Origin of the sequence: Candidatus Accumulibacter meliphilus (assembly GCF_036625345.1) — a bacterium.
Lineage (GTDB): Bacteria > Pseudomonadota > Gammaproteobacteria > Burkholderiales > Rhodocyclaceae > Accumulibacter > Accumulibacter meliphilus.
The window spans coordinates 354,945-381,626 of record NZ_JAZKTZ010000004.1; the positions used below are offsets into that span (position 1 = coordinate 354,945).

Below are 26,682 nucleotides of genomic sequence, written 5' to 3' on the forward strand. Positions count from 1 at the left end.
TGATGTCAGCTCGGGAAATTGTTTGACGTGGAACTCGCCTGCGTGCCTGTGGGCCGGGACCTGTGCCGGCGGCAGCGTCTGGAGTTATGCGTAGTGGCGGCGATCACTTGAAGTACAGGCCACCTTGATCCGGGTTGAAGTCGACGACCATTACCTGCCGTGGGGCAAGGGTGATCTCTTCCTCCTGGACGAAGTTGAAGCCGGGAACGATCAGATTGTCGTTCATCCGGACTGCCAGCTGGTGCGTGCCCGCCTTGACTTCGAAGCGCTTGTAGACGGTCGACACGCCGTCCTTGTAGAGGCCGGTGGGGTGTAGCACGGTACGAAAAACCGGCTCGCCGTCGAGGTCTACTTCGAGATTGATGTCGGAGCGTTCGCGCGGGCATTCCATCGGTGCGCGCATGTTCGGCGGCATCTTGGCCAGCTCTTCGGGTGTCCGCTTGCGACACGCGCGGTCGCCGAGGTGGCTGATCGAGAGCTTGATCAGCGCGACGTCGTCGGGAATCTGGTCGTAGGTCGGCGAGGTGGCGAAATAACCGATGAAAGCGGCAAAAGCGCCGTAGAGGATCACCTGGCCGACGATGGCGGCGGGTTTAAGCATGATGTGAAGCACTCCGCAGGTAGGGTGGAAGGCGGTCGGTCGCAACCCCGAGGGTTTCGATCCGGGTTCTGAGTTCGGCCACCGCAGGGGCCAGTGCGCCGCTGTCGTGCGCCGAGCCGAGCAGTAGTTGCAGTCGCGAGGGGGGTACGCTGGGGCGCAGGTGCGGTTCACGATCACCGAGCAGGCGCTCGCTGGTCCAGCGCTCGCCGAGGCGGAAATCGCAGCCGCCGCCGCGACAGGCGGCGACGACGACGCCGTCGGCACCGCCGCGCAGCGCATATTCGACGAAGGCCGGCGGCAGCATGCCGGTGCAGATCAGCTCAATCACCGCGGTGTCGACGCCGGCCAGTGGGCTGGCCTGGGCACCGCGCGCGCAGGAGAAGACGACGATGCGGGTGCGGCCGGCGAGTTGCGCCAGCGCATGTTCGAGTTGCTGGCGCAGGGCGTTGACCGGCAGTTGCGGCATGTCGATGCCGGTGATCAGCGTCTCGCGACGGCGGAAAGGGGTTGATGACGGGCAGGAGCCGGCACAGATGCCACAACTGGCGCAGAGGTCGGCGTCGACGATCGCCAGCTGGTAGCCCGGTCGGCCCGGGTGCGGCGCCATCGAGATTGCCGCATAGGGGCAGTCGACATGGCAGCGGTCGCAGCCGGTGCAGTTGGCCGGGTCGACGACGGCGATCGGCTGCGCCTTGCCGTGCGGCAGCAGGGGCAGGGCGAAGAGCAGTGCCGTCAGGCCGAAGAGCAGCGACCAGACGATGGCTGGCGATGTCAGGTCGGTGAGCGGATGAATGAAGAGGATGAACCAGTCAAAAGCCAGGGTGCCGGGAACGCTGGCCAGATCGGCCGGCGGGTTGCTGAGCGCGGGTCGGAACAGGGCGAGCAGGGTCAGAGCAGCGGCGGTAGCCAGCATCACCCGGCGCGTCGGCAGGTAATCGACGTGAGCGACGCGATGGACGTGTGCCCACAGGCCGAGGATCAGTAGCAGCGGCACGCCGAGATGAATGAAAATCAGGACCGTGAAGAAGCGGTCGCTGATTGCGCTCGGCGACATGAAGTTGCGCGCCGATGGCTCGCTGAAGATCGGCAGCCAGTCGAGCAGTTCGGTGGTCGCGGTGGCCGACAATTGCGCGAGTTCGTCCCAGACGATCCAGTAGCCGCCGATGCCCGCGATATAGGCCAGCCAGATCAGCGGAATGCCGGTCATCCACGAGTAAAGGCGGAAGCCGTAATAGCGGCCGTAGGACCATTCGCGAAGCAGATGCAGCATCATCACCAGCATGAAGCCGTCCGAGGCGTAGCGATGCAGGCTGCGCAGGACGCCGCCGAGGTACCACTGCTCTTGGGAGAGATGGCCGATGGAGTGGTAGACCGCATCGATGCCGGTGTCGAGAACGGTGTAGAGATACAGACCGCTGCCGACGACGATCCACAGCAGATAGAGACCCATCGCGCCGAGATGGCGCAGGGGGTTGTCCTGGCCGCTGAACGGGGTATCGAAGGCTTCTTCAACACGCAGAAAAATGCTCTTTGTGCCGTTGCGCAATGCTGCGTGGAAGCTCACCTGCCGGAGGCCTCTGAAGCGTGGTTGAGAATAATCATTAGCCGGTGATTATATAGACTGCGGGCTGGAGGCGACTTGACACGAGTCAAATACAAAACATGCCATGACGGTCCTGGCCTGTCGCGAGACCCCGGAAGCTGGCTTAGACGCCGTCGGCAAAACCCTGTTGCCGCCAGGCTTCGAAAACCATCACCGCGACCGCATTCGAGAGGTTGAGGCTGCGTTGCCCGGGCCGCATCGGCAGGCGCAGGCGCTGCTCGGCGGCGAATTCGGCCATCACCTCGGCCGGTAGGCCGCTGCTCTCCTGGCCGAAGACGAAGACGTCGTCGGTAGCGAAGTCGGGATCGTCGAAACGGCGTCCGCCGCGCGTGCTGATCGCGAAGCGGCGCCGCCCACTCAGGGCCTGCTTGCAGGCGTCCCAGTCGGCGTGCCGAAAAACGCGTGCGAACTCGTGATAGTCGAGGCCGGCACGCTTCAGCGAGCGGTCTTCCCAGCGGAAGCCGAGCGGTTCGACGAGGTGCAGTTCGCAGCCGGTGTTGGCACACAGACGAATGACATTGCCGGTGTTCGGCGGGATTTCGGGGCGGAAGAGAACGACGGCGCTCAATGGCTGCTCCGGAAGGGCGGTTTGCCTGGCGTGCGAGTGGCTTTTGCGCATCGCGAAGTGAGGCGACAGCGCATGGGAAAGTTAGGCAATGCTCGGGCAATGGTCGGGCGTTTGCGTTGGCTGCAAGCTCGCGACACTTGCAGGCGCTAATGTAGCGTACTATTTTGGCGAGGAGCCACGCTTGCAGCACAGCGGAGAAACTTCGCCAGACGGAGAGAAGGTGATGAGCGATCGGGCGGTGTCGGAAAGCTATACGGTGCAGGACTACCTGCTCTGGGAAGGCAATTGGGAGTTGATTCACGGCGCGCCGCTGGCCATGGCGCCTTCTCCTGCGCTGGCGCATCAGCAACTCAGCGCCGCCATTTTCAGGCAACTCGATGAATCGCTCGACGACTGTCCGCAGTGCCAGGCGCTGTTCGAGATCGACGTCGAATTCGCCGACGATACTGTCGTCCGGCCGGACGTGCTGGTGATCTGCTACACCCCCGCGGGCGATCGCCTGACGCGTGCGCCTGAGCTGATTTTTGAGGTGGTTTCCCGACCGACCGCCCGCCGTGACGAAGTCGTCAAGTTCGAGCTCTACCGTAGCGAAGGGGTGACTCACTATGTGCTGGTTTACCCACAGGCGCACAAGGCCAAGGTGTACCAGTTGTTTGCCGGCGAGTACCGCAAGGTCGCTGATTTCTCGAACGAAACGCATCATTTCGAGCTGTCGGGCTGCGCCATGGATTTTGATTTCAGTCGCCTCTGGCAGCGGCTTGGTGAGCGGCCAGCACGGGAGTGACAGGCGCGCGCGGCGAGCTGGCGCTCGCCGATCAGCGCGCCTTGGGCTCGTCGCGGCGCCGATTTCTCCAGAAGTTGATCGACAGGTAGATCATGAAGAAGACGAAGGTCAGGAAGCCGGCGAACATGAAATAAAGCGAGTAGTCGGTGCGGTAGCGTCCGGTCCGGGGATCGTAGACCGAGCAGATGATGCGGATACGTTCCATGATCTCCTGCAGGGTGCCGGTCTCGGGCGGGATGGCGGAACCGGTGATCAGCAGCTTGAGCGGTTCGGCGAGGTCTTCGGCGGTGAATTTCTCGCCATAGACCTGGCGCACGATTTTGCCTTCGGCGTTCACCATCGTCACCTGGTTGAGGTGGTCGAAGCCGGCCGCGGTGGCGACGAAGCGGAAGCCGAAGTGAGCCGTCAACGGGTCGACGATCGCCGTTGCCGGGCTGAGAAAATTCCAGTTCGGCAGATCGATGCCGTATTGCCGGGAAAAATCCCGCAAGGCGGCCGGCGAGTCGAAAGGCTGGTTGAAGCCGATGCTGATGACGTTGAAGCGATCGGCGCCCATCACGCTGACCGTATTTTCGAGCGCTTTCTGCAGGTTGCGGGTGGTCGTCGGGCAGACCTGAAAACAGGCCGTGTAAATGAAGTTGACCAGCAGCGGCTTGCCCAGATAACGGGACAGTTCGACCGGCTGTCCGTCGCGGTCGAGGAGCACGAAGTCGCCCAGCGCTCTGCCGATGGCGGCTTGCGAAAAGGCGAAAGCGGCTTTCTCGTCGAGCGCGGTCAGCGTCAGGTCGCCGCGCAGCAGTCCCTGCGGCCGAGCCGTGAGCTTGGGCTGTTCGACGGCGGCTTCATCGGCGACGAGAGGGGAGGCTGTCAGAACGAGAAGTGCCGCCAGGAGGGCGCGAAAACAGGGACCAATCATCGAAAGCTGCCAGTGGTGGATCGGAAGGTCAGGGCGTCCGAGGGTCAGGACGCAAATTGACTGTCCACGATGGCGGCCAGCAGCACCAGTGTCAACTGGATCAATGAAGCGTGAAAGCAGGCCATTGCCGATTTGCGCTGGGTGTCGCGAGTCAGCAGCCAGGCTTTGTGGATGAACAGGAAGCCACCGCTGGCGGCGCCGACGAAGTAGATCGCACCGAGTCCGAAAGCCAGCGGTATGCAGGAGGCGGCGACCAGCGCCAGGGTGCTGAAGAAAATCGTTTTCGCCGCCCGCTGGTCACCGACAACCACCGGCAGCATCGGCACGCCGGCGGCAGCGTAGTCGTCACGGAAAGCGATGGCCAGACTCCAGAAGTGCGGTGGCGTCCACAGGAAGAGGACCAGCGCCAGCGCCAGGGGTACGGCGCCGAGTTGCGGGTCGGCCGCCGTCGCCCCGGCGAGGACTGCCCAGCTACCGGCCAGGCCGCCGAAAACGATGTTCAGCCAGGTGCGGCGCTTGAGCCAGACGGTATAGACGATGGCGTAGAAGAACGCACCGAGGAAGACGAAGAGCGCTGACCAGGCATTGAGTGCGATCCAGGCGGCGCCGACCGAAAGTACCATCAAGGCAGCAATCAGCAGCAGCCAGACTGGACCATGGCGCAGTTCGCCGGTGACGAAGGGGCGCTTGCTGGTGCGCGCCATGAGGTGGTCGCTGTCGTGTTCGTAATACTGGTTGAAGGCGCCGGCGCTGGCCGATGAGATGAGTACCGAGAGGGTCAGTACCAGCAGTTGCAAGGGACTCAGGCTGGGGCCGGCGCCGACTGCCAGGCCGGCCAGGGCGGTAAAAGTGATGACTACGCCGATACGCAACTTGAAAAGGCCCAGAATGGCACGGAAAGGAAAGCCGGAAGTGCTGTTCGGTGGGAGCGTGGAGTGCATGAGTCTCGGTGGCGCAGCGAAGGGAAAGGAAGAGGCAGGGTGGCCGCGAAATCGCCCTGGGGGCGAGGGTCAGACCTGCTTGAATCGAGCCTGGAGCTTATTGTCCAGGCCCGATTGAGGCAGGCCCCCACGCCACGGGCGTGGGGGCGCGCTCGATTAGCTGAGCAGCCAGACTTCGGACAGGTATTTCCAGTTGACGAAGTAGTAGAGCACGAAGGACACGAAGAGCAGCAGGGCCAGGATCACTGTGCCGGGAACCGGCACGTGGTCGCTGCCGTGCGCCACGGCCGAGGCCGCTTGCGTGTTCGCCGGGATCGGGGTCGGCTTGTCGGAGACCTTGCCGCCGTCGAGTTTCTTGCCGAACAGCAGCGAGCCGACGATGAGCAGGATCCACAGGCCACCACCGATGACGGCGATGACCCCGAAGATACCGGTCAGACCCATCATCAGGTAGGCGGCACCCGGCCATTCATACTGGAAAGGTGCGCCCGAGAAGGCCATGTCCCAGTGCCGGCGGGAAACGCCCAGCGTACCGGCGCCCATCATCACCAGGCCGAGAATACCCATGCTGATGCCGTACAGGTAGGGCTGGATCTGGCATAGCTTCGGCAGGATCAGCTCGCGCCGGAAGAGCACCGGAACCAGCAGGAAGGTGATCGACATGAAGGCCAGGGTGGTGCCGCTGACGACCGTGGTATGGAAGTGGCCCGGAACGTAGAAAGTGTTGTGCATCAGCATGTTGATCTGCTCGGTACCGAGGACGACACCGGAGATGCCGCCAAGGAAGCCGAAGCTGACCAGCGAGATGAACATGCCCGAGAACACCGGGTTGCCCCAGGGTGCCTTGCGCAGCCATTCGAAGATGCCGTTGGTGAAACCTCTGCGCCGTTGGGCGGCTTCGATGGCACCCGGGACCGTGAAACCGTGGATCATCGAGGCCATCACCGCGAAGTACATGAAGTACGAGGTGTTGAGCACTTTCCACTCGGCGCTCATGCCCGGGTCGGACAGCAGGTGGTGCGCGCTGGCCAGTTGCAGGAAGAGGATGTAGAGCAGGAAGGCAAAACGCGAGACTTTCTCGGACAGCGGCTTGGCGTTGAAGAGTACGGCGGCAGTCAGATACCAGACGGAGACGTGCGCGGCAACGTTGATCTGCTGCGACGAGTGTCCCAGGCCCCACCACACCATGCGATACAACTGGGCGTCGATTTCCTTGATCCAGCCCATCGACCAGAAGTAGGTCGGGATCAGGATGCCGGCACCGGAAAGAATGGTGAAAGTGGCGATGATCGCCGCGGTCAGTGCGCCGAAAGTCACCAGCGGCAGCGAGCCCTGATAGGTCTTGTCCTTCTTGGCGACGACCAGCGTCCCGAAAAAAACGCAGGTACCGAGCAGGGCGCCGACGGCGACCAGGATGATGCCCAGGTAGAAGTGCGGCTGCGCCTGCATCGGCACGTAGGAGGTGAACATGACGCTCGATTCACCCTGGAAAACGGCGACGTTGGTCATGATGCCGCCGACGACCATCAGCCAGAAGCCGAGCCAGGCGATTTTCGGTGTCGCAATTCGGCACCTCAGCAGAACTGATGAGGCGAAGTAGAGAACGGCCATTTCGAAGAACAGGATCCACAGGATCAGCATGTCGATGCCGTGGGCGGTGAGAATCAGGTAGAACTGGTCGGCCGGCAGCAGCTTGATCGCCGGCCAGCGGGTAAGGATCACCAGCAGCGCGGTGACGCCGCCTACCAGCAGCCAGAGGACGCCGGCGACGGCGTTCCAGCGCATCAGTTTCTCGGCCTGGTCCTCAAACTGCATTCCCGAGATCGGACAGGTGCGGTACGTTGTTGCCATCTATTTACTCCCCCTTATTTCACGTAAATACGGCCGAGCATCCAGGAATGACCGATGCCGCAGTATTCGTTGCAGACGATGGCATAAGTGCCTTTTTTGGTCGGCGTCATCTTCACCACGTGCTCATAACCGGGGATCACCTGGATATTGATGTTGACCGGTTGCAGCGAGAAGCCGTGGTTGTAGTCCATCGACGAGAGATGGATCTTGTAGGTCTGCCCTTCCTCGAGTTCGAGGATCGGGTACCAGGCCCAGAGGCGGGCGATCAGGTAGCCGTCGCCGCCCGCCGGAACCTTGACCACTGGAATGTCCTGGTCGGTCTCGGTGCGGATGGTGTTCTCGGCGATGAATTTCTCGGCCTTGGCGGCGAACAGTTCGGGGGTGATCTTGTAAGCCTCGTTGGACAGGTTTTGCTTCCCGTATATGTGCCAGTAGATCATCATCCCGAACATGATCATCCCCCATACGAAGGCGATCCCTATCCACGCCCATTCGACCTTGTCGATGGGTTGCTTCCACCATAGCCGATCTGACGGCGGCAGAATTGCACTCATATTTCTCTCTCCCTGAGGTGACTGGCTGTTTTATTTGGCGACCGGGGTGTTCATGATGTCGATGATGCCCCACAGGATGTAGATCAGCCCTGGTGACGCCACACCGAGAAACAGGAGCAGGAAGTGGTTGTCCAGCAGCTTCTGCATGAACGGGATGTCGTCGTCTTTGTCGTCGACCATGGTTTAATCCTCCTTCGCTGATTGGCGCTCGTGGCGCTTGGTAAGTTGCCGATAACGTAAAATCCCTTGGCCTTTGCGGGCACAATTGGCCGAAGAATACCTGCTCTTGCCCTGCTTTTGATTTGATGCACGTCAAGAACGGGGAAAGACGGCGATGACCGGCAAGGCCAGCAATCATCAGCCTTGCAGGCATGGTCATGCGACCGCTGGTCGCAGCTCCCTGGAGCGCTCAAGGCCGCCGCCGAGGGCCTATAATTCGCGCTTTGCTTTCCTCGCTTTGCTTTCCTCTTTCCTCCCGGGTTCATCGTATGAATAAAGTCGCTCGCCGGCAAGTTGCGCTGTGGTTGTTCATCTGCAGCGCCATGGTCTTTGCAATTCTGGTCGTCGGCGGCGTCACCCGCCTGACACATTCCGGGCTGTCGATCGTCGAGTGGAAGCCGATCGTCGGCATCGTTCCACCGCTCAACCAGGCCGAGTGGGACGAGACTTTCGAGAAATACAAGAGGACGCCGGAGTACCACAAGGTCAACCACCAGATGGGGATCGAGGAGTTCAAAGGCATCTTCTTCTGGGAGTACTGGCACCGCGTTCTCGGGCGCCTGATCGGTGTCGTCTTCCTGCTGCCCTTCCTCTATTTCTGCTGGCGACGCAAGATCGACCCGCCGCTGATGCCCAAGCTGCTCGGCATCTTCGTGCTCGGCGGGCTGCAGGGCGCGATGGGCTGGTACATGGTCAAGAGCGGCCTGATCGATGATCCGCGCGTCAGCCAGTATCGCCTGACGGCGCATCTGTCGCTGGCCTTCCTGATTTTCGTGGCCATGATGTGGCTGGCGCTCGGCCTGCTCAGCGAGCGCCGCCGCCTTGGCAGCGCCACCGGCGCGACCGGCGCGACCAGTGAGTTGACGCTGAAAGGCTTGCAGCGCTTCGCTTTCTGGCTGGCGATCCTGGTCGGCTATATGGTCGTCAGTGGCGGCCTGGTGGCTGGCATTCGGGCCGGCAAGGCCTACAACAGTTTTCCGCTGATGAACGGGCATATCTTGCCGCCGGAAAGCTTCAGCATCGATCCCTGGTATCTGAATTTCTTCAACAATATGGCCCTGGTGCAGTTCGACCACCGCCTGGGGGCATGGCTGTTGGCTTTTCTGGTGCCCTGGTTGTGGTGGAAGATCAGGGCAGCCGCGCTTTCGCGCAGCGCTCGCCTGGCCGCGACTCTGGTCCTGGTAGCCGTATTCCTGCAGATCGTGCTCGGGATCTCGACCTTGCTGCTGGCCGTTCCGGTTGGCCTCGGTGCAGCACATCAGGGGGGAGCCATGATCGTTCTCGGCCTGCTGCTGTGGTTGAATCACCAACTGCGGGTACAGCCGGTGGCGGGCAGCGCCGCTTGATTGCCAGCCAGGCTGTGCGACTGCAGAAAATCCGGACGATTGCCTGTTGGCTGACGGCGCTGTCGCTGCTGGTGGTGCTGCTCAGCGCCTGGCTGCGCCTGGCAGCGGCCGGTCTCGGCTGTGCCGATTGGCCCGCCTGCTACGCGCAACTGCTGAACAGCGAGCCGCAGGCGCAGACTTGCGGCCCACTGCGCCTGCTGCATCGCGCTACCGCCTCGCTGGCGCTACTGCTGACCTGCTATCTGGCGTGGCTGTGCTGGCGGCGTCCGTCGCTGCCGTCGCCGGCACGTCCGGCAAGCGTGCTGGTGGCCTTGGTGCTGGCGCTGGCGGTGCTCGGTTTCTGGAGTTCGGATCCGCGGCTGGCGGGCGTTGCTTTCCTGAACATTCTCGGCGGCCTCGGCCTGGTGAGCTTCTCGTGGCGAGTGGTGCTGGCCAGCACGCCGGATGCGCTGCTGACCGGAACAGGTGCTTCGGCCCTGCCGAGGCTGGTGCTGCATCTCGGCAGCGCTGCGCTGTCGCTGACTGTCATCCTCGGGGCACTGATCGGCGCCCGTTACGCCGCCGTGGCCTGTACGTCGTTTCCGGATTGTGCTGGAAGCTGGTGGCCGACGGCAGCCGGCTGGGCGGCCCTGCAGGCCTTTGCGAGCCTGGCGGGAGCGCCGCCTGCGGGCGAAGCCGGGGGGCTCAGCCTGCATCTGTTGCACCGCTGGAGCGCTTTGCTCACCCTGCTCGTGCTGGGCGCTGCTGCCTGGCAGGCACTTGCTGATGGCGTGACGCGCAGGGCAGCCGTGGCGCTGCTGGTGCTACTGACCGCGCAGCTGGCGATCGGGGCGCTGACCGTGATCAGTGGCTTCAGTCTGTGGCTGGCGATCGCGCATGGCGTCGGCGCGGCCGCCCTGCTGGCCGCCCTGGCGACCTTGCGGCGCCGCTGCTCTGGCCCCGCTGACCCGGGGGCGGCATGAGCTAGCGAGAAGGGCAGCGCCGTTTTCCCACACCCAGCCCTGTTGCTGCGCTCGACCCTGGCAAAGGCTCAGTGCGTGCTGTGCTCGCTCGTCGCTGCGCCGCTGGCGGTCAGGTCGCGCACTTCGGCCTGAACTTCGATCACTTGCACGCTCTTGTCCGGGCCCTCGACCTGCAGCGTCAACGGGATCGAATCCCCTTTCGTCAGCGGCTGCTTGAGCTTCATGAGCATCACATGGTAGCCGCCAGGGGCCAGCTGTACCGGCTTGCCGGCCGGCAGTTCGAGGCGGCTTACGGCGTGCATCTTCATGATCCCGCCGTCCATCTTCATTTCGTGAATTTCGCTGACCGCTGCGACCGGGCTGGCGGCGCCGACGAGCGTCGCGCCCGACTTGCTGGTGATTTCCAGGAAAGCGCCGGTGGCCTGCTGGCCGGTCACCGTTCCGCGTATCCAGGCATCCTTGACTTCGACATCGGCGGCCAGCGCTGCTGTTGCCGACAGGCTGAACAGGAAGGCCATCGCCAGTTGGGTTCGTGTCGCTTTCAAACCGTACTCCTTCATCATCATGCAAAGGCCTTGATTATAAGTGGCGGTCCGTGGGGTCTGCGTGCGACAAGATGCCGCACACTCCGCACCAGGGAGCGGGTCAGGCCGGCAAAGGAATCAGGGCTTCTGGCTCCAGTTGCCCTGTTCATCTTCGACCCACCAGCCCGAGTGGAACTGCTCCTTCCAGCGCTTGACCTGCGCCGCGCGAGCGACCGGCTCGAGTTGCTGGCCGCCGTTGCCTTCAGCGATCGCGTAGATCAGCGAATTGCGATCCGGGTTCTCCTGGTCGATCAGTTTCTCGGCGATCTGGCGTTGTGAGAGGTTGAGCCGACTGCCGTCACGCAGCTTGATCATGCCGTCGTTAGCCAAGCCGATGATCCCGGGATCGTAAAAATAGACCAGCCGCGAGCTTCGTTGCGCCAGGGTGTGCTTGACGAGGATCACCGGTGGCGTGCCGATATCGAGATTGATCTCCGCGCCGGGCGGTGCCGCCGCCAGCGGCAGTGATAGAAAAGTGAGGAGCAGTAGCGAGAGAAGGCGTTTCATGTCATTTTTCCTGAAGGATCATTGGCCATCGAGCAGCTGTTTGATATCGCTGGCGACGCTGTCGGCGGGCTCGCCGTGGCGGACCAGCAGTCGTAGCCGGCCCTGCGGGTCAAAGATGTAGCTGCCGGTGCTGTGGTCCATGGAGTAGGTGGCGGGCGTGCTGCCGGCTTGCTTGGCGTAGAAGACCTTGAACTCCTTGGCGGCGACAGCGGTGGCGGCGTCGTCACCGCGCAGGCCGATGAAGCTCGGATCGAAGGCGGTGACGTAGCCGGACAGCAGTTGCGCGCTATCCCGCTCCGGGTCGAGGGTGACGAAAAGGACTTGCACGCGACTGGCGCTGTCGCCGAGGCGCTTGAGCACGTCACGCATCGCCAGCAGTGTCGTCGGGCAAACGTCAGGACACTGGGTATAGCCGAAGAAGAGAACGATCGCCTGGCCCTTGAAATCCGCCAGCTGGCGCGGCTTGCCGTTGTGGTCGGTCAAACTCAAGGTCTTCCCCCAATCGACGCCGGTGATGTCGCTGGACTTGAAAGCCACTGGCTGAGAACACGCCGAGAGCAGCAGGGAGATGGACAGGATCAGCGTCGAAAGGATTTTCATGGTCGTCTTTGCTTGTCGCGAACGTCTGTTGTGCAGAGCGAGAAAGGTAGCGTTGGTCACTTGTTCGTTGCCCGTGGGTGGCCGGGGGAGTCTGCTGCGGCGGCGCTGGAGCGGCTGGCGTGGCGGTTTTCCGGTCGGGAAGGCTGCCTGTCCATCGTCGCCCGCGGTGGCCGACATCTTGCGCTCAGGCCGGCATTGTCCCGACCGCGCGGGCCTGCTGCCTTGATTCAGGTTAATCATTGTCGGGCATTCTGTAGCAGCAGCTCAAGGAAATTTCCCACCGCGTCGTGCTTGACGTCCATGCAGCGTCGCCGCGAACGGGCTCTTGCGATGGTTTCGACTTGGCAGATCGTCGCCTGGCCGGCGACAATGGCCTCATCCGGGATCGGTAGCAGAGCTTGCGGACTACCGGCAATGATGGCGATCTGCGTCGCCGCTGTTCACGACGAAGAGGCTGGAGGGAATTGCGTGAAAACTATCGGGCTGATCGGCGGCATGAGTTGGCAGTCGACGATTCCCTACTATCGGATCATCAATGAAACCGTGCAGGCGCGACTCGGTGGCCTGCATTCGGCGCCGCTGCTGCTCTGCAGCCTCGATTTCCAGCCGCTGGAGGACCTCCAGCGTCGCGGTGACTGGAGCGCGGCCGGCGCATTGATGGCGCAAGCTGCGCAGTCGCTCGAAGCAGGCGGTGCCGAGTTCCTCGTCTTGTGTACCAACACCATGCACCGTGTCGCGCCGGCCATTGAGGCTGCCGTCGCATTGCCCCTGCTCCATATTGCCGACCCGACGGCGGACGAAATCCAGCGCGCGGGTTTTTCCAGGGTCGGCCTGCTCGGCACGCGTTTCACGATGGAGCAGGCTTTCTACCGGGAACGGCTCCAGCAACGGCAGGGGATCGATGTCGTGCTGCCCGACGCGGCAGACCGCGAAATCGTTCATCGCGTGATCTACGACGAACTCTGTGCCGGCCAGCTGCGCGATGCGTCGCGCGACGAGTACCGGCGCATCATCAGCCGGCTGGCGGCCAAGGGCGCGCAGGCGGTGATTCTCGGCTGCACCGAGATTTCGCTGCTGGTCAATGCTGCGGATGCGGCCGTACCGCTCTTCGACACGACGCGCATTCACGCCACGAAAGCGGCCGAATATGCGCTTGCCGAACGCCAGTGACTTCCCTGATCAGGCACCTCGCTCCCTGGCATGACCGTTGCGCGCCCGGCGCGCGCCGCGGCCGAGCAAGGCCATAAAGCGATGCGCCGACGGCAAACAATTGTGCCGCCATAGTATTCGTTCCTTGACCGAAAGCTTGCCGGGGCCGCTGACGGCCAGTGCAGCGCCTACTTCTGCTGCATGCGGTTGAGGTAATCGATCAGCGCCAACAGGCGTCCGCGGACAGAGGAATTGGCGTTGTGTTGCATCTCGAAGTAGTGCTCGGCGGCTTTGAGCTGATAATCTTTTCCCCAGATCAACATCTCACTCGATCCGTGCGCCTTGACCTCTTTTCGTCCTTCGATCACGCTATAGACACTATCGAAGGGAAAAACCCCGCCGTTGTTCTTGCTCAGTCGTGACAGGTCCGGTGGCGTCACGTTCAGGAGGCTGGCATACGGCCCAGCCTTGAGATCCTTACCATGGCAGAGAATGCAGTTTGATTCGTACTCGTTTTTGCCGATGTCGGCCGGTTCAGCTGCCACGCTACTTCCCGGCCCTCCACAGACCAATGCCAACATGATGGCGCAACGATTCCCCAGCCTCTTCATCAGCCTGCTTCCCCTCTCATTGGTTCATTCCCTCGGTGTCTCGCTGGCGGCCGCAAGGCCCTCGTTTTTTTCGCCATCGCGAAGCAGAATGATAGGCACAATGGCGGCTACCGGCAACAGAAGTGCTGCCGGCACTGGCTTTCCCGGACGGCGAGCACCTCTGCCGAGACCAAATGCCGCATCCGGATGTCGCTGGCGCGGCTTACAATGACGTCCTTTCGAGCGCCGCTCAGGGCTCACTGAGCTAGGCCGAGTTGGCGGAGTTGAGCGAAATGTCGGGCCAGGTGCATGGCACAGCGGGGTACTTCGAACTGCCGGAAGAGCGCAGGCCGCCTTTCTGGCGGCCGGCTGTGCTCGTTCTGCTGGTCCTGGGCGTGCACCTGAGCGGCCTGTTTCTCGCTTTTGGAATGGTCAGCGGGCAGACGCCTCCGGAGACCTTGCCCGTGCTGACCGTGCGCGTACTGGAACTCGCCCCGGTGCTGGCGAAAGTCGAGGAAAGCAGGACGGTCGAACCGCCAAAGGTGGCCAAGGCGCTGGAACCGTCAGCCGCGGTGGCGCCGCCAGAACCTGTCAAAGTGCCGAGAAAGCTCCGCCAGCAGAAGCCGGCGCGCGCGTTGCCGGTACCGGCGAAAAAGCCATTGCCGACGCCGCCAGCGCTCCTGACGGCGGCGCTTGCGGCAGCTGCGGCGACTTCATTCGCCGTCGCGCCGCAGGCCGCGTCGCCGGCAGTGGCATCGCCGCTGGCGCTTGCGGCGCCTCTGCCAGTGGTCGGGGCGCGCTTCGACGCCGACTACCTGCGCAACCCGCCTCCCGTCTATCCGGCGGCTTCGCGGCGACTGGGTGAGGAGGGGCGTGTTGTGCTGCGCGTCATGGTCAGCGCCGAGGGCCTGCCGCTGAGCGTCGAAGTCAAACAGGCGAGCGGTTTTCGGCGCCTGGACGAAGCAGCCATGGCGGCTGTCGAACGTTGGCGATTCGTCCCCGCCAGACGCGGCGCGACGGCCATCGAGTCGTCAGTGCTGGTACCGCTACAATTCACGCTCAAAGGTTGAACCGGAAAGTAGAAGAGACTATGCGAATGGAGTTGGGATTGGCGCAGTTCTGGGCGCAGGGCGATGTGGTGACGCATTCGGTGGCGACACTTTTGGTGTTGCTGTCAGTGCTCAGCTGGTATGTGATTGCCACCAAAGCCTACGCTGTCTGGCAGGCCAAGCGTTGTCATGCGCGCGCACTGGCCTCGTTCTGGGGGGCGCCTAGCCTGCCGGCGGCGATCGAGGCGATCCGGCTGGAGGATCGCACCGGCATTTTCACCAGCATGGCGGTTGCCGGTGCCAACGCCGCCGGCTTGCATCACCAGCACTCCGATCGTGGCATCGGCGCCGGGGTCAGCGTCAGCGAGTTTGTCACGCGCTCGCTGCGCAGCCAGATCGTTGAAGCACAGGCCAGCATCGAATCCGGACTCACCTTCCTGGCATCGGTGGGCTCGACGGCGCCGTTCATCGGCCTGTTCGGGACCGTCTGGGGAATCTACCACGCTCTGGTCGGTCTCTCGGGCGCTACCCAGGTGGTCCTCGACAAAGTCGCCGGCCCCGTTGGCGAGGCGCTGATCATGACCGCCGGTGGCCTCTTCGTGGCGATTCCCGCGGTGCTCGCCTACAACGCCTTCACCCGCGGCAATCGCCTGACGCTGGCGCGCCTGGACGGCTTTGCGCATGACCTGCACGCCTATCTGACCACTGGTCTGCGTGGCCGGCCCGGTGACAAGCTGGTCGATCTGGGTGCCGTTCGTGCCGGGCGTAGCGCCTGAACAAGGGGAGGCAGCATGGCATTCGGTTCATTCGAAAACAGTGGCAGCAGCCAGCCGATGGCGGAAATCAATACCACGCCGCTGGTCGACGTGATGCTGGTGCTGCTGGTGATCTTCATCATCACCGCACCGCTCTTTCACGAAGCGCTGCCGATCGACCTGCCGCGCGTCGATGCCAGCCGGCTCGATGATCCACCGCAGGTGTTGTCGGTGGCCATCGACGCCGCCGGTGACGTCTTCATCGACGGCCAGGCGGTCGAGCGTAGTGAAATGGCGGCACGCTTCGTGGCCATCAACGCCGGTGGCGGACAGCCCGAATTACATCTGCGCGCCGACCGTGGAACGCGCTACGAGCGTGTCACCGAGGTGCTTGCCGACGCGCAGCGTGCGGGTCTGGTGAAAATCGCCTTCGTGACCGAGCCGACGCCCTAGCGCGTGGGTCTGCGGGCCCGCTGCCAGCCTGGACAGCCGCGCTTGGCAAAGTGCAGGGCGCTGTCGTCGAAAACGAGTTGCGGGTTGACAGCAGCCGCAAGCATCCGGATAATGCGCCGCGCTGGTGGTCGCGAATCTTTCGATTCGTAGCGGGTCTTCCCGACGCGTCGAGCGGCGCCAGAAATGCTTCCAAGCGGGAGTAGCTCAGTTGGTAGAGCGATACCTTGCCAAGGTATAGGTCGAGAGTTCGAGACTCTTCTCCCGCTCCAGATATCGAAGGGAAAGTGCTTAAGGCACTTTCCCTTTCTTTCATTTCGGGGCAGGTATAATGGCTTGCATCGCCCGGATGGTGGAATAGGTAGACACAAGAGACTTAAAATCTCTCGGCCTTGCGGCTGTGCCGGTTCGATCCCGGCTCCGGGCACGATCCCTTTACTGCAGGCTTTCTGCGCTGGTTCCCGATGATCATTTTCGATCTTTCCTGTCAGCACGAGCATCGCTTCGAAGGCTGGTTCCAGTCGCGCGAGGATTTCGACAGCCAGTCATCGCGTTCGCTGATCAGCTGCCCGGACTGTGGTTCGCTGCAGGTTCGTCGGGTGCCGTCGGCGCTGCATGTGGGCCGTCAGTCGAAGAGCTTGGAAGTGGCCTCGCCACCCAGGCCACCCATTTCAGCCGCGTCAAGCGCGGCAGTCGCCGCTCCAGTTCCGCCGTGGCCGGCCATCGATCCGCGTGCCGGTGCGCGCTCCTCCCTGCAACAACTGACAACCATGCTGCTTGCGAATTGCGAGGACGTCGGCGAGCACTTCGCCGAAGAGGCCAGAAAGATCCACTACCTGGAGACGCCGCAGCGCTCGATTCGGGGGCAGGCGAGCGATGAGGAATATGAGGCATTGCGTGAGGAGGGGGTCGAAGTCCTCCGTTTGCCGCGCCTGAAAGTGAAAGACCTGCACTAGTTAACCATCGAGGAGAGTTGTCGATGATCAAAGCACGTGCTGCCATTGCCTGGGCTGCTGGACAGCCTCTGGAAGTCACCGAAGTCGACGTCGAGGCGCCGCGCAGTGGCGAGGTGCTGGTGCGCATCGTCGCTAGCGGCGTTTGCCATACCGATGCGTTTACGCTCTCCGGTGCCGATCCCGAAGGGATTTTTCCAAGCATCCTTGGCCACGAGGGTGGCGGCGTTGTCGAGGCCATCGGGCCCGGCGTGACTTCAGTGTCGGTCGGTGATCACGTGATTCCGCTGTACACGCCCGAGTGCGGGCAATGCAAGTTCTGTACCTCGGGAAAGACCAATCTCTGCCAGGCGATTCGCGCCACGCAGGGTAGGGGCCTGATGCCCGACGGCAGCAGCCGCTTCGCGCACCGGGGCAAGCCGATTTTTCATTACATGGGCACCTCGACCTTCAGCGAGTACACCGTGCTGCCGGAAATCTCGCTGGCCAGGATCGCCAAGGATGCGCCGCTGGAGAAAGTCTGCCTGCTCGGCTGTGGTGTAACCACCGGCATTGGTGCGGTGGTCAATACCGCCAAGGTCGAGCCGGGGGCAACGGTGGCGATTTTTGGCCTCGGCGGTATCGGCCTCTCCGCAGTGATCGGTGCGGTGATGGCCAGGGCGGCGCGGATCATTGCCATCGACACCAACCCCGGAAAGTTTGCCATTGCCCGGCAACTGGGGGCGACCGACTGCATCGATCCGGCGGATTACGACCGTCCGATTCAGGAAGTGATCGTCGACCTGACCGATGGTGGCGTCGACTACTCGTTCGAGTGCATCGGCAACGTCAAGGTGATGCGCGCGGCGCTCGAGTGCTGTCACAAGGGCTGGGGCGAAGCGGTGATCATCGGGGTCGCTGGCGCTGGCGAGGAAATCTCGACGCGACCCTTCCAGCTGGTGACGGGCCGCGTCTGGCGGGGTTCGGCGTTTGGCGGCGTGCGTGGCCGCAGCGAACTGCCCGGCTATGTTGCCCGCGCGCAAAACGGCGAGATTCCGCTCGACACCTTCATTACCCATACCATGGGTCTGGAGGACATCAACCACGCTTTCGAGCTGATGCACGCCGGCAAGAGCATCCGCTCGGTGATTCATTTCTGACGGTCATGGCGGTCACTGCCGGGGCGCTCGAAGAGATCGCTGGCAATCGCTGTTTCGATGGCTGGCAGCGCCGTTATCGACATTGCTCGGCGACGCTGCGCTGCGCGATGGTGTTTGCCGTCTATCTGCCGCCACAGGCCGAAAGCGGCAAGGTGCCGGCGCTGTACTGGCTTTCCGGCTTGACCTGCAGCGATGAGAACTTCGTCCAGAAAGCGGGCGCTCAGCGTCTGGCAGCCGAACTGGGCGTGGCCATCGTCGCGCCCGACACCAGCCCGCGTGGCGCGCAGGTACCGGGCGACCCGGAAGGCGCCTGGGATTTCGGCCACGGCGCCGGTTTCTACCTCAACGCCACGCAGCCGCCGTGGGCCGAGAACTATCGGATGCACGACTACGTGGTCTGGGAGTTGCCGGCGCTGATCGAAGAGCTGCTGCCGATCGACGCGCGGCGCGGCATCAGCGGTCACTCGATGGGCGGTCACGGCGCGCTGGTCTGTGCGCTGCGCAACCCCGGCCGTTATCGCTCGCTGTCGGCTTTTGCACCGATCAGCCACGCGCTCGACAGCCCCTGGGGGCAGAAAGCTTTCGCCCGCTATCTCGGTGAAGATCGAGCCAGCTGGAAAGAGTGGGATGCTTGCGAATTGATCGCCAGAGGCGGCGAGCGCCTGCCTCTGTTGGTCGATCAGGGCGCGGCCGACGGTTTTCTGGTTGCGCAACTCCAGCCCGAGATGTTGCGCCAGGCTTGCGCGGCTGCCGGCCATCCGCTCCGCCTGCGGGTGCACCCCGCGTACGACCACAGCTACTTCTTCATCGCCAGCTTCATCGACGATCACCTGCGCCATCACGCCCGGGCCCTGCTCGCCCCCTGAGCCGATCGACGGCTGCCGGCTGCTCCGCTGGCGCTGGCTTAGCCGGCGACGACGACCCGGTTACGGCCTTCGTTCTTGGCCTGGTAGAGCGCTGCGTCGGCGGCCTGGATCAGCGCCTGACAGTTTCCGTCGGAAGCGCTGGCGGACGCTACGCCGATGCTCACGGTGACTGGCAGCGCCTGTTGGTTCCACAGGAAGTTGTATTTTTCGACGAAGGTCCGGAGGCGTTCAGCGATCTGCGCTGCGGCACGTGCACTGGCATTTGGCAGCACCGCAGCGAACTCCTCGCCACCGTAGCGAAAAACCAGGTCTTCGCCGCGTGAGGTGCGCTTGAGGAGATCCGCGAGCTGGTGCAGGACGGCGTCGCCGGCGGGGTGTCCGTGGCTGTCGTTGATGCGCTTGAAGTGGTCGATGTCAAGCAGCAGGAAGGCCATGGGTAGGGCGTTGGACTGCGCGAACGCCCATTCCGAAGCCAGGAAGTCGAGGCCGTGGCGTCGGTTCGGGAGTTGCGTCAGGGTATCGGTCAGCGCCTCCTGCAGCAGGCGTTTGTGGGCAACGGCGAACTCACCGGTCGAACGCATGATGCCCCGGCGCTCGCGCTGAATCTCTTCGCGCAGCAAAATCATGCGCGTGGCGGTATTGAGCCGCACGCGCAAGGTCTGGACGGTCAGCGGTTTGACTAGTACGTCGTCGGCGCCAGCGTCGATGGCTTCGATGATATGGCCCTCGCTGTCCGGCGATGCCAGGAGCAGGGCGTAAGTCTCCTTGCCGGCGCTAGTCTGGCGCAGGATGCGGCAGAAGACGGCCGGCTTGAGGCCGGGCATCGACATGTCGGCAATGACGATCTGGGCGGGTTGACGCAGCGCCTGCTTCAGGCCTTCGGGGCTGCTGTCGAGCAGCACTGGCAGATGTCCGAGACTTTCGATCTGTTCCATGAGTGCGGGCAGTTCCGGCGTCGGAACGCCGAGGATCTGCACCTGCAGGCGCGGCGCCGGCGCCTTGCCGCTTTGCTCTGGACTGGCGGCGCTGACCCGTCGGCTCGGCGGGCTGGCGGCGAGGATTTCGGCGAACGGTGGCAGCTCCTGGGTGCGTACCTGCAGCGTCGCTCCCCACTCACGCCAGCGCCGCGCCATGCGGTCGACCATGTCGTTGAGCGCCTCACCGCTGATTCCCAGCCGCGCGGCCCGGGTCAGCAGACCCGGCAGCAGGCTCCAGCGCGCCTCTTCGTCGGCCATGCAGATTTCGGCCAGCGAGCAGGCAAAATTGAGCGAGTGGGTCAGCGTTTGCAAACGCGAGCCATCCGGAAAACCGGCGACGTCGGGTTGCTCCTGATGGTAGGCGGCCTGGATCAGCATGTCCGGCAAGCCCCACTCGGCGAGCATGGTGGCGCCAAGCTGGCGATGGTCCATGGCGAAGCGTTCACGCTCGAGAGTGGCCAGATCCTGATGCAGCTCCTTCACCGCGATCAGTACCTCGGCGTACTCGTCGGGGTACAGCGAGGCCATTGCCAATTCGCCGACCCGGCTCAGCAGGCCGATGGTGAAGATGTCTTCGCTCGAAATCTGTGCGAAACGGGCGAGTTCCTGGCAAGCGATGCCGGTGGCCAGCGAATGGCCCCAGAAAGCGGTGTAATCGAATTCGACGCACTGGCCGCTCTTGTGGCTGTGCATCACCGACAGCCCGATCACCAGATCGCGGACTTTGAACGATCCGAGGGCGACAATCGCTCGCTGCAGGGAAACAATCGGCCGCGTGCGGCCAAAGGCGGCGGCGTTGGCGAACTTGAGCAGGCGTCCGGCAATCGCCGGATCCGACTGCACCAGCCGTACCAGTTCCGTAACCCGGAAATCGTCCCGCTGCAGAAGAGTGATGATCGCGAAGGCGACGCCTTTCGGCGACGGCAGCTTGCCCGTCGCCTTCATCAAACGGTAGCGTTCGGGGTCGACGAAGCTGATCAAGAAAGTTTCGAGTCCGGCATTTGCCGGCGATTATGCTACAAAACGCAGGTCATCGGCGGATGACGATGGCGCAAGATCTGATCAGGCACGATGATCTGTGAGCCGCGGCAGGGTGCCGCGCCGCGGCCTCCCGTTCGTTCACAGTAGCTCGGTGTCGTCAACCCCGATAGGCGCAGGCTTTCGCTGCCCAGGGTCATGATGCCCGCGCCGCGGCTGACGTAGGCGGTGATCGTGCTGCGGCTGGTTTTCATCTCTCGCCGCCACGCAGCGCGGTGATCAGGGCTGGGTCGTCCGCGCTGGACTTGCCGACGCGGAGGCTGACCGGCCAGCTCTGCAGGTCGCCGTCCGGGCAGGGGCGGATCAGCGCTGCCGCCTGGTCGACCGGGGCGCTCAGCCAGTCCTGCCAGTGTTCGGGAGCAAGAATCAGCGGCATGCGCTCGTGGATTGCCTGCAGCCGCTGGTTGGCGGCGGTGGTGACGATGCAGCAGCTGCGGATCACTTCGCCGCTCGGTGCGGTCCAGGCTTCCCAGAGTCCACCGAAGGCCATCACTTCGCCTGACTGCAGTGAGGTGTAGAAGGGCTGTTTGCGTGCCGAGCCAGGTTGCGCGGCGGTTTTTTGCCACTCATAGAAACCGCTGGCCGGAAGCAGGCAGCGGCGCTTGCGGAAAGCGTCGCGAAAGGCGGGTGTTGCGGCCAGCGCGGCCAATGGCTCGCCGCGGGCGTTGATCAGGCGGGCAGCGATTGCCGGGTCTTTCGCCCAGTGCGGCAAGAGCCCCCAGCGCAGCTGGTGCAGAACGCGTTGCCCCTCGGGCGACTGGCGAATGACCGCGACGTCACTGGCCGGGGCGATGTTGTAGCGGGCGCTCAGCTCGACGCATTCGTCGAGGGCGAAGCGTCGCGAGAGCTGCGAGCGAGGGGCATCGAGGGCATAGCGTCCACACATGGGTCGAGTTTAGCAGTGTCCGCCGAGCCGGCGAAGCGGTGCTGGTCGCTGGCATCGCTCAGTAGCCGCCAGGACGCGCGCGGCGTTTTTCTTGATCGGCAGCATGGGCGAGAGCCAGGGGGGCTGCGTATAATCTCCGCGCCATGTCTTGCCGTTCACAGTGACCCACGCCGCGTCTTCCCTTCTGCCGACAAAAAACGCTGCGCCTTTTCCAGAGAGGCGCAGCCCGTTCGTGCGCTGGCTGCATGCGAACGCAGGCCAGCACCCCTCGGCGCTCGCTTTGCTGAGCACGCGCGGCGAGTGGCGCTACGACGAATTGGCGTCTCTGGCCGAGCGCGCTGGCGGCTTTCTACGTGCGCAAGGGCTGGCGGCTGGCGACGCCGTGGCCATCGCCGCGGGCGCTGGCGAACTGGCGCTCGCAGCGCTGGCCTGTGCGGCGGCGAAAGTGGCTTTTCTGCCGCTCGATCCGCTCCTCGCGGAGGCCGCCTGGCCGAGGCTGCAAGCGCTCGCTGGCGGTCGCCTGCGGCGGCTTTCGCCGCTGCCCGATAGTCGGGATCTTTGCAACGCAGCTTCCCCGTCGCTCGCTGCGGGGCAAGGGAGGAGCAAGGCAGGCGACGCGCTCAATGACGCCAGGTTTGCCGATGCGGCCACTGATCTGGCGCTGCTGATTGCCACCAGCGGCAGCGAGGGCGCGCCCAAGGTGGTGATGCTCAGCGAGGCCAATATCGACGCCGCCGCCGCGGCTTCGAACGAGCGCCTGCCGCTACACCCCGGAGACCTTTGGCTGGCCTGTCTGCCGCTGCATCACGTCGGCGGCATCGCCATCCTTGGCCGGTGCTTGCGCGCCGCGGCGACGCTGCTCCTGCATGACGGTTTTTCGGCGACTGCCGTTTGGGACGATCTGCACGCCCGCCGTGTCAGTCACCTGTCGCTGGTTCCGGCGATGTTGGCGCGCCTGCTTGAGGTGGCGCAGGGCGCGTCGCCGCCGCGCAGTCTGCGCCATGCACTGATCGGTGGCGCGGCCTTGTCGCGGCCGCTCTGCGAGCGCGCCCTGGCGAGCGGCTGGCCGATCTGCCCGAGCTGGGGAATGAGCGAGTCGACGGCGCAGGCGGCGACGCTGCTACGGCCGGACGGCGACTGGCAGGCGGGCCAGGTCGGTCACTTGCTGAGCGGGCTGCACGCCCGGGTGGCTGCCGACGGGCGTCTCCATTTACACGGCGCGCAGGTCATGGCCGGCTACCTGAACCCGGCCTGGCAGCGCGGTGACGGCCTTGAAGACGGCTGGTTGCCGACCGCAGACCTGGGCCGTTTCGACGCCGACGGAGGGCTCAGCATTCTCGGCCGCGCCGACGACATGCTGATCAGCGCCGGCGTCAACGTGCACCCGCTCGAAGTCGAGTCCTGCCTGGCGGCTTGCCCCGGCGTCATCGACGTCGCGGTGACTGCCGTTGCCGATCCGCTCTGGGGCGACCTGCTGGTTGCCCTGATCGTCGGTCCGGCCGAGCTCGGCGCGCTGCACGACTGGAGCCGGCAGCACCTGGTGGCGGCCAAACGACCGCGTCGGCTGCTGCGCCTGGATGCGCTGCCGCGTAACGCCATTGGCAAGATCGAACGGCGCGCCTTGCGCGAGCTCGCGCAGGTGGGTGAGTGGGTGAGTGAATGGTGAATGAGTGAATGAATGAGTGCCTGAACCTCGCTGAGCTGCTCGATGGCCCGCGCAGCACACTCTTGCGGCGGCGTTTGCGCGCGCGCTTGGCGGCAGCGGCGGCGCGGGGTCTGCTCAGCGTCACGCTTGATCTCGGCCCAGGGAAAGACCAGCGCTGGCTGGACGTCGATCTCGCGCAAGCGCAGCGCAACTGGTGGGCGCGGCCGGCGGAGGCTGGCAGGGACAGCCCTCAGCGCGTTGGCGCAGGCGGCGATTTTCGCCTCGCGATTGGCAGCGCGATGAGTTTCACGAGCGCCGGTCCGGCGCGTTTTTCGGCTTTGCAGGCCGCTTTTGCCGGTCTGGCGCCGGTCTGGGAGCACGACGACTGGCAGCACACCGGTTTCGTTCCGGCGGCGCATATCGGTTTCGCCTTCTCTGAGAACACCGAAAGCGCTGCAGACACTGCGGACGACCTGCCGAACGCGCGCCTGCTGGTGCCCGCCATTTTGCTGGCCAATCGTGCGGGTCGCTGCACCGCCACTTTCAGCTGCGCGGTGCGCGAAGGTGAAAGCGCCATCGAACGCTGGCGCAGCGCTCTGCGTGCAGCTCAGTCGCCAGATCGGGCGCCAGAGCGGACGCCAGCCCCGGCAGCGGCGGCCAGCCTCGTGCACCGCCGCAGCGCCACGCTGGCCGATCGGGCGTTCCTGGCGCGAGCCCGCGCCGCCCTGGCTGCGATCGCCGGCGGCGGCGTCGACAAGCTGGTTCTGGCGCGCAGCGTATACGTCGACAGCGCCAAGCGCATTGACCCGGCAGCCGTGCTGGCCGCACTCGCCGATCGCCATCCCGAATGCGCCATCTACGGCGTCGGTGAGCACGAGCAGTGTTTTCTCGGTGCCACGCCCGAGCGTCTGGTTTCGCTGCGCCACGGCGTCGTCGAGGCCGACGCGCTCGCTGGTACGGCCTGGCTGGCCGCTGCCTCGGCGGCCGGAGAACGGAGCTCGCTGGCCTTGCGCGACGACAAGAACACGCGCGAGCAGCAGCTGGTGGTCGATGCCGTTCGCGCCGCTCTGACGCCGCTCTGCGCGGCGCTGGCGCCGCCGACGGCCGCCGAGGTGTTGCAGCTGCGCGAGCTGCAGCATCTGCGTACGCGCGTGCGCGGTTGCCTGCGGCCGGGGGTCGGGCTTTTCGATCTCATCGCTCGCCTGCACCCGACACCTGCCGTGGGCGGCGCACCCGCAGAGGCCGCAGGTCAGTGGTTGCGCCGCCACGGCGATCGGCGGGGTGCCTGGTACTCCGGTGGCCTTGGCTGGATCGACCGTGACGGCGACGGCGAAGTGGTTGTCGCCCTGCGCTGCGCGCATATCAAGGACCGGCAGGCCGAGCTGTTCGCGGGCGCGGGTATCGTCGCCGGCTCGGACCCGACACAGGAACTTGCCGAAACCGAAGCCAAGCTGGCGGTCATCGCCGACGCCTTGCGCCAGCCGCTGCGCCAAGCCTTGCACAGCGCGCCTTGCCAGGCGAGCCGCCGCGCATGAGCGACGCCGCCGACATCGGTCTGCTCAACCTGCGCTGGGCGCAGACTTTGGTCGATGCCCTGGCCGCCGCCGGATTGCGCGACGTGGTGCTTTCGCCGGGCTCGCGTTCGAGTCCGCTGGCGCTGGCTTTTCTGCGCCAGCCGGCGATCCGCTGCCAGGTCATCCTCGACGAACGCAGTGCGGCCTTCTGCGCGCTGGGCATGGCCAAGGCCACGCGCCAGCCGGCGGCGCTGCTGTGCACTTCGGGTTCGGCGCCGACAAACTGGTTTCCGGCGCTCATCGAAGCAGATCTCGGTGCCGTACCGCTGTTGCTGTTGTCGGCGGATCGTCCGCCCGAGTTGCTCGGCTGGGGCGCCAACCAGACCATTGATCAGCAGCGGCTGTTCGGCAACCACGTGCGTTCCTTCTCCGCGCCGCCCTTGCCCGCTAGTGCTTTTTCGACGGCCTATCTGCAGCGCCTGGCGGCGCGGGCGATCGCTGACAGCCGCTGGCCGCTGCCGGGTCCAGTGCATCTGAATCTGGCGTTTCGTGAGCCGCTGCTGCCGGCCGGCGACTTGCTCGCGACGCATGCCGCCGCGGCCTGCCCGGCGGCGATCAGCGTTGCCGCACCGCTGCTGCTGCCGGAGCCACAGGCGATTGCCGACACGCTGGCCGAGATCAGCGCTCGTCCCGGGCTGATCGTCTGTGGTGGCGCCGACTATCCGCCGGGCTTTGCCGACGCAGTGAGCGCGCTGGCCGCGCAGCTCGACTGCCCGATTTTCGCCGAAGCGCTGTCAAACCTGCGTTTTGGTGCGCACGACCGCAGCCGGCTATGCGTGCGCTACGAGGGTTTCCTGCGCCAGGCATCGTCGCTCGCCGCGGCGCGCCCCGCATGGCTGCTGCGCTTCGGGGCCTTTCCACTCACGCGCAGGCTGCAGGACTGGCTGCGCGCGGCGGCGCCGGCGGTGCAGGTGGTGATCACGGCGGACAGCCGCTGGCCGGATCCGCAGCACGCCGCCAGCAGACTGATTCAGGCCGATCCGGTGCAGACCTGCCGGGCTTTGCTGGCCGGCGGCGGAAAGCCCGCGCCGGCAGGCTGGCGGGCTTCTTTTGCGCAGGCCGAAGGAGCTGCCGAGGCCGTGGCTAGCGCTGCGTTCGAGGCCTGCGCGCACGCCGCTGAGGCGTCGAAAATCTTTGAAGGCACGCTGATCCCGGCGCTCCTGGAAAGCCTGCCGGCAGGCCATCGTGTGTTCTGCGGCAACTCGCTGGCCATCCGCGACCTCGATGCCTTTTCCGGCAGCGGCGACAAGCCGCTGCGCTTCTTCGGCAATCGCGGTGCCAGCGGCATCGACGGCAATCTGTCGACGGCCCTGGGGATCGCCAGCGATGGCCCCTGCGTGGCGCTGGTCGGCGACCTGACGGCGCAGCACGATCTGGGCGCACTGGCCGCGGCCGGCGGTCGCGACATGGTGGTGGTGGTGCTCAACAACGGCGGTGGCGGGATTTTCGATTATCTGCCGGTCGCCGCCTTGCCCGAGTTCGAGCGCGCCTGGCTGACGCCGCAAAGCATCGACCTGGTCGCCGCCGCACAAAGCTTCGGCGTCGTCGGCGAGCGTGTCCGCTCGCTGGCCGAGT

27 protein-coding genes, 2 tRNA genes and 1 pseudogene are annotated in these 26,682 nt (G+C 64.6%); 15 read left to right on the forward strand and 15 right to left on the reverse strand.

Annotation, left to right across the window (positions count from 1 at the left end; translation table 11 throughout):
- Positions 1 to 103 precede the first annotated feature (103 nt).
- The 3 genes from V5B40_RS10550 to V5B40_RS10560 form a co-directional block, all read right to left on the reverse strand.
- On the reverse strand, positions 104 to 601 hold the full coding sequence (locus V5B40_RS10550) for a hypothetical protein (RefSeq protein WP_332354449.1): 498 nt from the start codon (positions 599 to 601) through the stop codon (positions 104 to 106).
- On the reverse strand, positions 594 to 2,165 hold the full coding sequence (locus V5B40_RS10555; protein ID WP_332354450.1) for a hydrogenase iron-sulfur subunit: 1,572 nt from the start codon (positions 2,163 to 2,165) through the stop codon (positions 594 to 596). Before V5B40_RS10555 ends, V5B40_RS10550 begins: the two co-directional genes overlap by 8 nt.
- A 142-nt stretch (positions 2,166 to 2,307) precedes the next feature.
- Entirely contained in the window at positions 2,308 to 2,772 is a 465-nt protein-coding gene (locus V5B40_RS10560) for a tRNA (cytidine(34)-2'-O)-methyltransferase (RefSeq protein ID WP_332354451.1), read from the reverse strand.
- Between the two features lie 181 nt (positions 2,773 to 2,953).
- On the opposite strand from V5B40_RS10560, the gene V5B40_RS10565 reads away from it, so the two are divergent.
- Positions 2,954 to 3,556 carry a Uma2 family endonuclease gene (locus V5B40_RS10565; protein WP_332354452.1) on the forward strand — a complete coding sequence of 201 codons (603 nt, stop codon included), beginning with the start codon at positions 2,954 to 2,956 and terminating at the stop codon, positions 3,554 to 3,556.
- A gap of 31 nt (positions 3,557 to 3,587) precedes the next feature.
- Here the strand turns inward: V5B40_RS10565 and V5B40_RS10570 are convergent, their stop codons facing one another.
- The 5 genes from V5B40_RS10570 to V5B40_RS10590 all read right to left on the reverse strand — a co-directional run bounded on the left by V5B40_RS10570 (position 3,588) and on the right by V5B40_RS10590 (position 7,998).
- Complete coding sequence (locus V5B40_RS10570; protein ID WP_332354453.1) at positions 3,588 to 4,472, reverse strand: SCO family protein; 885 nt, start codon at positions 4,470 to 4,472, stop codon at positions 3,588 to 3,590.
- 44 nt (positions 4,473 to 4,516) lie between these two features.
- Positions 4,517 to 5,413: a heme o synthase gene (gene cyoE / locus V5B40_RS10575; protein WP_332354454.1), complete on the reverse strand. Its 897-nt coding sequence runs from the start codon at positions 5,411 to 5,413 to the stop codon at positions 4,517 to 4,519.
- A gap of 156 nt (positions 5,414 to 5,569) precedes the next feature.
- Positions 5,570 to 7,264, reverse strand: coding sequence for a cbb3-type cytochrome c oxidase subunit I (locus tag V5B40_RS10580; protein WP_332354455.1), 1,695 nt, complete (start codon positions 7,262 to 7,264; stop codon positions 5,570 to 5,572).
- 14 nt (positions 7,265 to 7,278) lie between these two features.
- A complete protein-coding gene (locus V5B40_RS10585) occupies positions 7,279 to 7,818 on the reverse strand; it encodes a cytochrome C oxidase subunit II (RefSeq protein WP_332354456.1) in 540 nt (179 codons plus the stop codon).
- A 30-nt stretch (positions 7,819 to 7,848) separates the two neighbouring features.
- Positions 7,849 to 7,998 carry a hypothetical protein gene (locus tag V5B40_RS10590; protein ID WP_169066036.1) on the reverse strand — a complete coding sequence of 50 codons (150 nt, stop codon included), beginning with the start codon at positions 7,996 to 7,998 and terminating at the stop codon, positions 7,849 to 7,851.
- Positions 7,999 to 8,306: 308 nt separating this feature from the next.
- Here V5B40_RS10590 and V5B40_RS10595 point away from each other — a divergent pair, with 308 nt between their 5' ends.
- The gene (locus tag V5B40_RS10595; protein WP_332354457.1) at positions 8,307 to 9,383 is read left to right on the forward strand and encodes a COX15/CtaA family protein; all 1,077 of its coding nucleotides are present in this window, start codon (positions 8,307 to 8,309) and stop codon (positions 9,381 to 9,383) included.
- The gene (locus V5B40_RS10600; RefSeq protein ID WP_332354458.1) at positions 9,380 to 10,345 is read left to right on the forward strand and encodes a COX15/CtaA family protein; all 966 of its coding nucleotides are present in this window, start codon (positions 9,380 to 9,382) and stop codon (positions 10,343 to 10,345) included. Before V5B40_RS10595 ends, V5B40_RS10600 begins: the two co-directional genes overlap by 4 nt.
- 68 nt (positions 10,346 to 10,413) lie before the next feature.
- On the opposite strand, the gene V5B40_RS10605 is transcribed toward V5B40_RS10600, so the two are convergent.
- The 3 genes from V5B40_RS10605 to V5B40_RS10615 form a co-directional block, all read right to left on the reverse strand.
- Complete coding sequence (locus V5B40_RS10605) at positions 10,414 to 10,890, reverse strand: copper chaperone PCu(A)C (RefSeq protein ID WP_434735866.1); 477 nt, start codon at positions 10,888 to 10,890, stop codon at positions 10,414 to 10,416.
- 117 nt (positions 10,891 to 11,007) lie between these two features.
- Positions 11,008 to 11,436, reverse strand: coding sequence for a DUF1318 domain-containing protein (locus V5B40_RS10610; RefSeq protein WP_332354459.1), 429 nt, complete (start codon positions 11,434 to 11,436; stop codon positions 11,008 to 11,010).
- 18 nt (positions 11,437 to 11,454) lie between these two features.
- Positions 11,455 to 12,036 carry an SCO family protein gene (locus tag V5B40_RS10615; protein WP_332354460.1) on the reverse strand — a complete coding sequence of 194 codons (582 nt, stop codon included), beginning with the start codon at positions 12,034 to 12,036 and terminating at the stop codon, positions 11,455 to 11,457.
- 468 nt (positions 12,037 to 12,504) lie between these two features.
- Here V5B40_RS10615 and V5B40_RS10620 point away from each other — a divergent pair, with 468 nt between their 5' ends.
- Positions 12,505 to 13,206 carry an aspartate/glutamate racemase family protein gene (locus V5B40_RS10620; RefSeq protein WP_332354461.1) on the forward strand — a complete coding sequence of 234 codons (702 nt, stop codon included), beginning with the start codon at positions 12,505 to 12,507 and terminating at the stop codon, positions 13,204 to 13,206.
- Positions 13,207 to 13,373: 167 nt separating this feature from the next.
- On the opposite strand, the gene V5B40_RS10625 is transcribed toward V5B40_RS10620, so the two are convergent.
- Positions 13,374 to 13,730: a c-type cytochrome gene (locus V5B40_RS10625; RefSeq protein WP_332354462.1), complete on the reverse strand. Its 357-nt coding sequence runs from the start codon at positions 13,728 to 13,730 to the stop codon at positions 13,374 to 13,376.
- 338 nt (positions 13,731 to 14,068) lie between these two features.
- On the opposite strand from V5B40_RS10625, the gene V5B40_RS10630 reads away from it, so the two are divergent.
- The 8 genes from V5B40_RS10630 to fghA all read left to right on the forward strand — a co-directional run bounded on the left by V5B40_RS10630 (position 14,069) and on the right by fghA (position 18,987).
- Positions 14,069 to 14,845: an energy transducer TonB gene (locus V5B40_RS10630; RefSeq protein ID WP_332354558.1), complete on the forward strand. Its 777-nt coding sequence runs from the start codon at positions 14,069 to 14,071 to the stop codon at positions 14,843 to 14,845.
- Between the two features lie 20 nt (positions 14,846 to 14,865).
- On the forward strand, positions 14,866 to 15,600 hold the full coding sequence (locus V5B40_RS10635; RefSeq protein WP_332354463.1) for a MotA/TolQ/ExbB proton channel family protein: 735 nt from the start codon (positions 14,866 to 14,868) through the stop codon (positions 15,598 to 15,600).
- 15 nt (positions 15,601 to 15,615) lie between these two features.
- Positions 15,616 to 16,032, forward strand: a complete 417-nt coding sequence (locus tag V5B40_RS10640) for an ExbD/TolR family protein (protein WP_332354464.1) — start codon at positions 15,616 to 15,618, stop codon at positions 16,030 to 16,032.
- A gap of 193 nt (positions 16,033 to 16,225) precedes the next feature.
- A tRNA-Gly gene (locus tag V5B40_RS10645) sits at positions 16,226 to 16,301 on the forward strand.
- 71 nt (positions 16,302 to 16,372) lie between these two features.
- Positions 16,373 to 16,456: transfer RNA gene (locus V5B40_RS10650), tRNA-Leu, on the forward strand.
- 37 nt (positions 16,457 to 16,493) lie between these two features.
- The gene (locus V5B40_RS10655) at positions 16,494 to 16,985 is read left to right on the forward strand and encodes a DUF1178 family protein (protein ID WP_332354465.1); all 492 of its coding nucleotides are present in this window, start codon (positions 16,494 to 16,496) and stop codon (positions 16,983 to 16,985) included.
- 23 nt (positions 16,986 to 17,008) lie between these two features.
- A complete protein-coding gene (locus V5B40_RS10660) occupies positions 17,009 to 18,121 on the forward strand; it encodes an S-(hydroxymethyl)glutathione dehydrogenase/class III alcohol dehydrogenase (RefSeq protein WP_332354466.1) in 1,113 nt (370 codons plus the stop codon).
- Between the two features lie 5 nt (positions 18,122 to 18,126).
- Positions 18,127 to 18,987 carry an S-formylglutathione hydrolase gene (gene fghA, locus V5B40_RS10665; RefSeq protein WP_332354467.1) on the forward strand — a complete coding sequence of 287 codons (861 nt, stop codon included), beginning with the start codon at positions 18,127 to 18,129 and terminating at the stop codon, positions 18,985 to 18,987.
- Between the two features lie 38 nt (positions 18,988 to 19,025).
- Here the strand turns inward: fghA and V5B40_RS10670 are convergent, their stop codons facing one another.
- From V5B40_RS10670 to V5B40_RS10680, 3 genes are read right to left on the reverse strand one after another with little or no spacing between them, the layout of a single operon-like run.
- Positions 19,026 to 20,945, reverse strand: coding sequence for a GGDEF domain-containing response regulator (locus V5B40_RS10670; protein WP_332354468.1), 1,920 nt, complete (start codon positions 20,943 to 20,945; stop codon positions 19,026 to 19,028).
- A gap of 35 nt (positions 20,946 to 20,980) precedes the next feature.
- Positions 20,981 to 21,196: a hypothetical protein gene (locus V5B40_RS10675; protein WP_332354469.1), complete on the reverse strand. Its 216-nt coding sequence runs from the start codon at positions 21,194 to 21,196 to the stop codon at positions 20,981 to 20,983.
- A complete protein-coding gene (locus tag V5B40_RS10680; protein WP_332354470.1) occupies positions 21,193 to 21,888 on the reverse strand; it encodes an SOS response-associated peptidase in 696 nt (231 codons plus the stop codon). Before V5B40_RS10680 ends, V5B40_RS10675 begins: the two co-directional genes overlap by 4 nt.
- Before the next feature lie 232 nt (positions 21,889 to 22,120).
- Here V5B40_RS10680 and V5B40_RS10685 point away from each other — a divergent pair, with 232 nt between their 5' ends.
- The 3 genes and pseudogenes from V5B40_RS10685 to menD form a co-directional block, all read left to right on the forward strand.
- Entirely contained in the window at positions 22,121 to 23,554 is a 1,434-nt protein-coding gene (locus V5B40_RS10685; RefSeq protein ID WP_332354471.1) for a class I adenylate-forming enzyme family protein, read from the forward strand.
- A gap of 8 nt (positions 23,555 to 23,562) precedes the next feature.
- Positions 23,563 to 25,068: an isochorismate synthase gene (locus V5B40_RS10690; RefSeq protein WP_332354472.1), complete on the forward strand. Its 1,506-nt coding sequence runs from the start codon at positions 23,563 to 23,565 to the stop codon at positions 25,066 to 25,068.
- Positions 25,065 to 26,678 (forward strand): annotated as a pseudogene (gene menD / locus V5B40_RS10695) (2-succinyl-5-enolpyruvyl-6-hydroxy-3-cyclohexene-1-carboxylic-acid synthase); the annotation flags it as partial. The gene V5B40_RS10690 and the pseudogene menD, both read left to right, overlap by 4 nt.
- Positions 26,679 to 26,682 lie beyond the last annotated feature (4 nt).

What these genes read in the sequence shown, in the direction of transcription:
- V5B40_RS10550 (WP_332354449.1), bottom strand. Translation starts at nt 601, where the DNA reads ATGCTTAAACCCGCCGCCATCGTCGGCCAGGTGATCCTCTACGGCGCT.
- V5B40_RS10570 (WP_332354453.1), bottom strand. Translation starts at nt 4,472, where the DNA reads ATGATTGGTCCCTGTTTTCGCGCCCTCCTGGCGGCACTTCTCGTTCTG.
- cyoE (WP_332354454.1), bottom strand. Translation starts at nt 5,413, where the DNA reads ATGCACTCCACGCTCCCACCGAACAGCACTTCCGGCTTTCCTTTCCGT.
- V5B40_RS10580 (WP_332354455.1), bottom strand. Translation starts at nt 7,264, where the DNA reads ATGGCAACAACGTACCGCACCTGTCCGATCTCGGGAATGCAGTTTGAG.
- V5B40_RS10585 (WP_332354456.1), bottom strand. Translation starts at nt 7,818, where the DNA reads ATGAGTGCAATTCTGCCGCCGTCAGATCGGCTATGGTGGAAGCAACCC.
- V5B40_RS10590 (WP_169066036.1), bottom strand. Translation starts at nt 7,998, where the DNA reads ATGGTCGACGACAAAGACGACGACATCCCGTTCATGCAGAAGCTGCTG.
- V5B40_RS10595 (WP_332354457.1), top strand. Translation starts at nt 8,307, where the DNA reads ATGAATAAAGTCGCTCGCCGGCAAGTTGCGCTGTGGTTGTTCATCTGC.
- V5B40_RS10610 (WP_332354459.1), bottom strand. Translation starts at nt 11,436, where the DNA reads ATGAAACGCCTTCTCTCGCTACTGCTCCTCACTTTTCTATCACTGCCG.
- V5B40_RS10615 (WP_332354460.1), bottom strand. Translation starts at nt 12,036, where the DNA reads ATGAAAATCCTTTCGACGCTGATCCTGTCCATCTCCCTGCTGCTCTCG.
- V5B40_RS10630 (WP_332354558.1), top strand. Translation starts at nt 14,069, where the DNA reads ATGTCGGGCCAGGTGCATGGCACAGCGGGGTACTTCGAACTGCCGGAA.
- V5B40_RS10635 (WP_332354463.1), top strand. Translation starts at nt 14,866, where the DNA reads ATGCGAATGGAGTTGGGATTGGCGCAGTTCTGGGCGCAGGGCGATGTG.
- V5B40_RS10640 (WP_332354464.1), top strand. Translation starts at nt 15,616, where the DNA reads ATGGCATTCGGTTCATTCGAAAACAGTGGCAGCAGCCAGCCGATGGCG.
- V5B40_RS10655 (WP_332354465.1), top strand. Translation starts at nt 16,494, where the DNA reads ATGATCATTTTCGATCTTTCCTGTCAGCACGAGCATCGCTTCGAAGGC.
- V5B40_RS10660 (WP_332354466.1), top strand. Translation starts at nt 17,009, where the DNA reads ATGATCAAAGCACGTGCTGCCATTGCCTGGGCTGCTGGACAGCCTCTG.
- fghA (WP_332354467.1), top strand. Translation starts at nt 18,127, where the DNA reads ATGGCGGTCACTGCCGGGGCGCTCGAAGAGATCGCTGGCAATCGCTGT.
- V5B40_RS10675 (WP_332354469.1), bottom strand. Translation starts at nt 21,196, where the DNA reads ATGAAAACCAGCCGCAGCACGATCACCGCCTACGTCAGCCGCGGCGCG.
- V5B40_RS10680 (WP_332354470.1), bottom strand. Translation starts at nt 21,888, where the DNA reads ATGTGTGGACGCTATGCCCTCGATGCCCCTCGCTCGCAGCTCTCGCGA.
- V5B40_RS10690 (WP_332354472.1), top strand. Translation starts at nt 23,563, where the DNA reads ATGAATGAGTGCCTGAACCTCGCTGAGCTGCTCGATGGCCCGCGCAGC.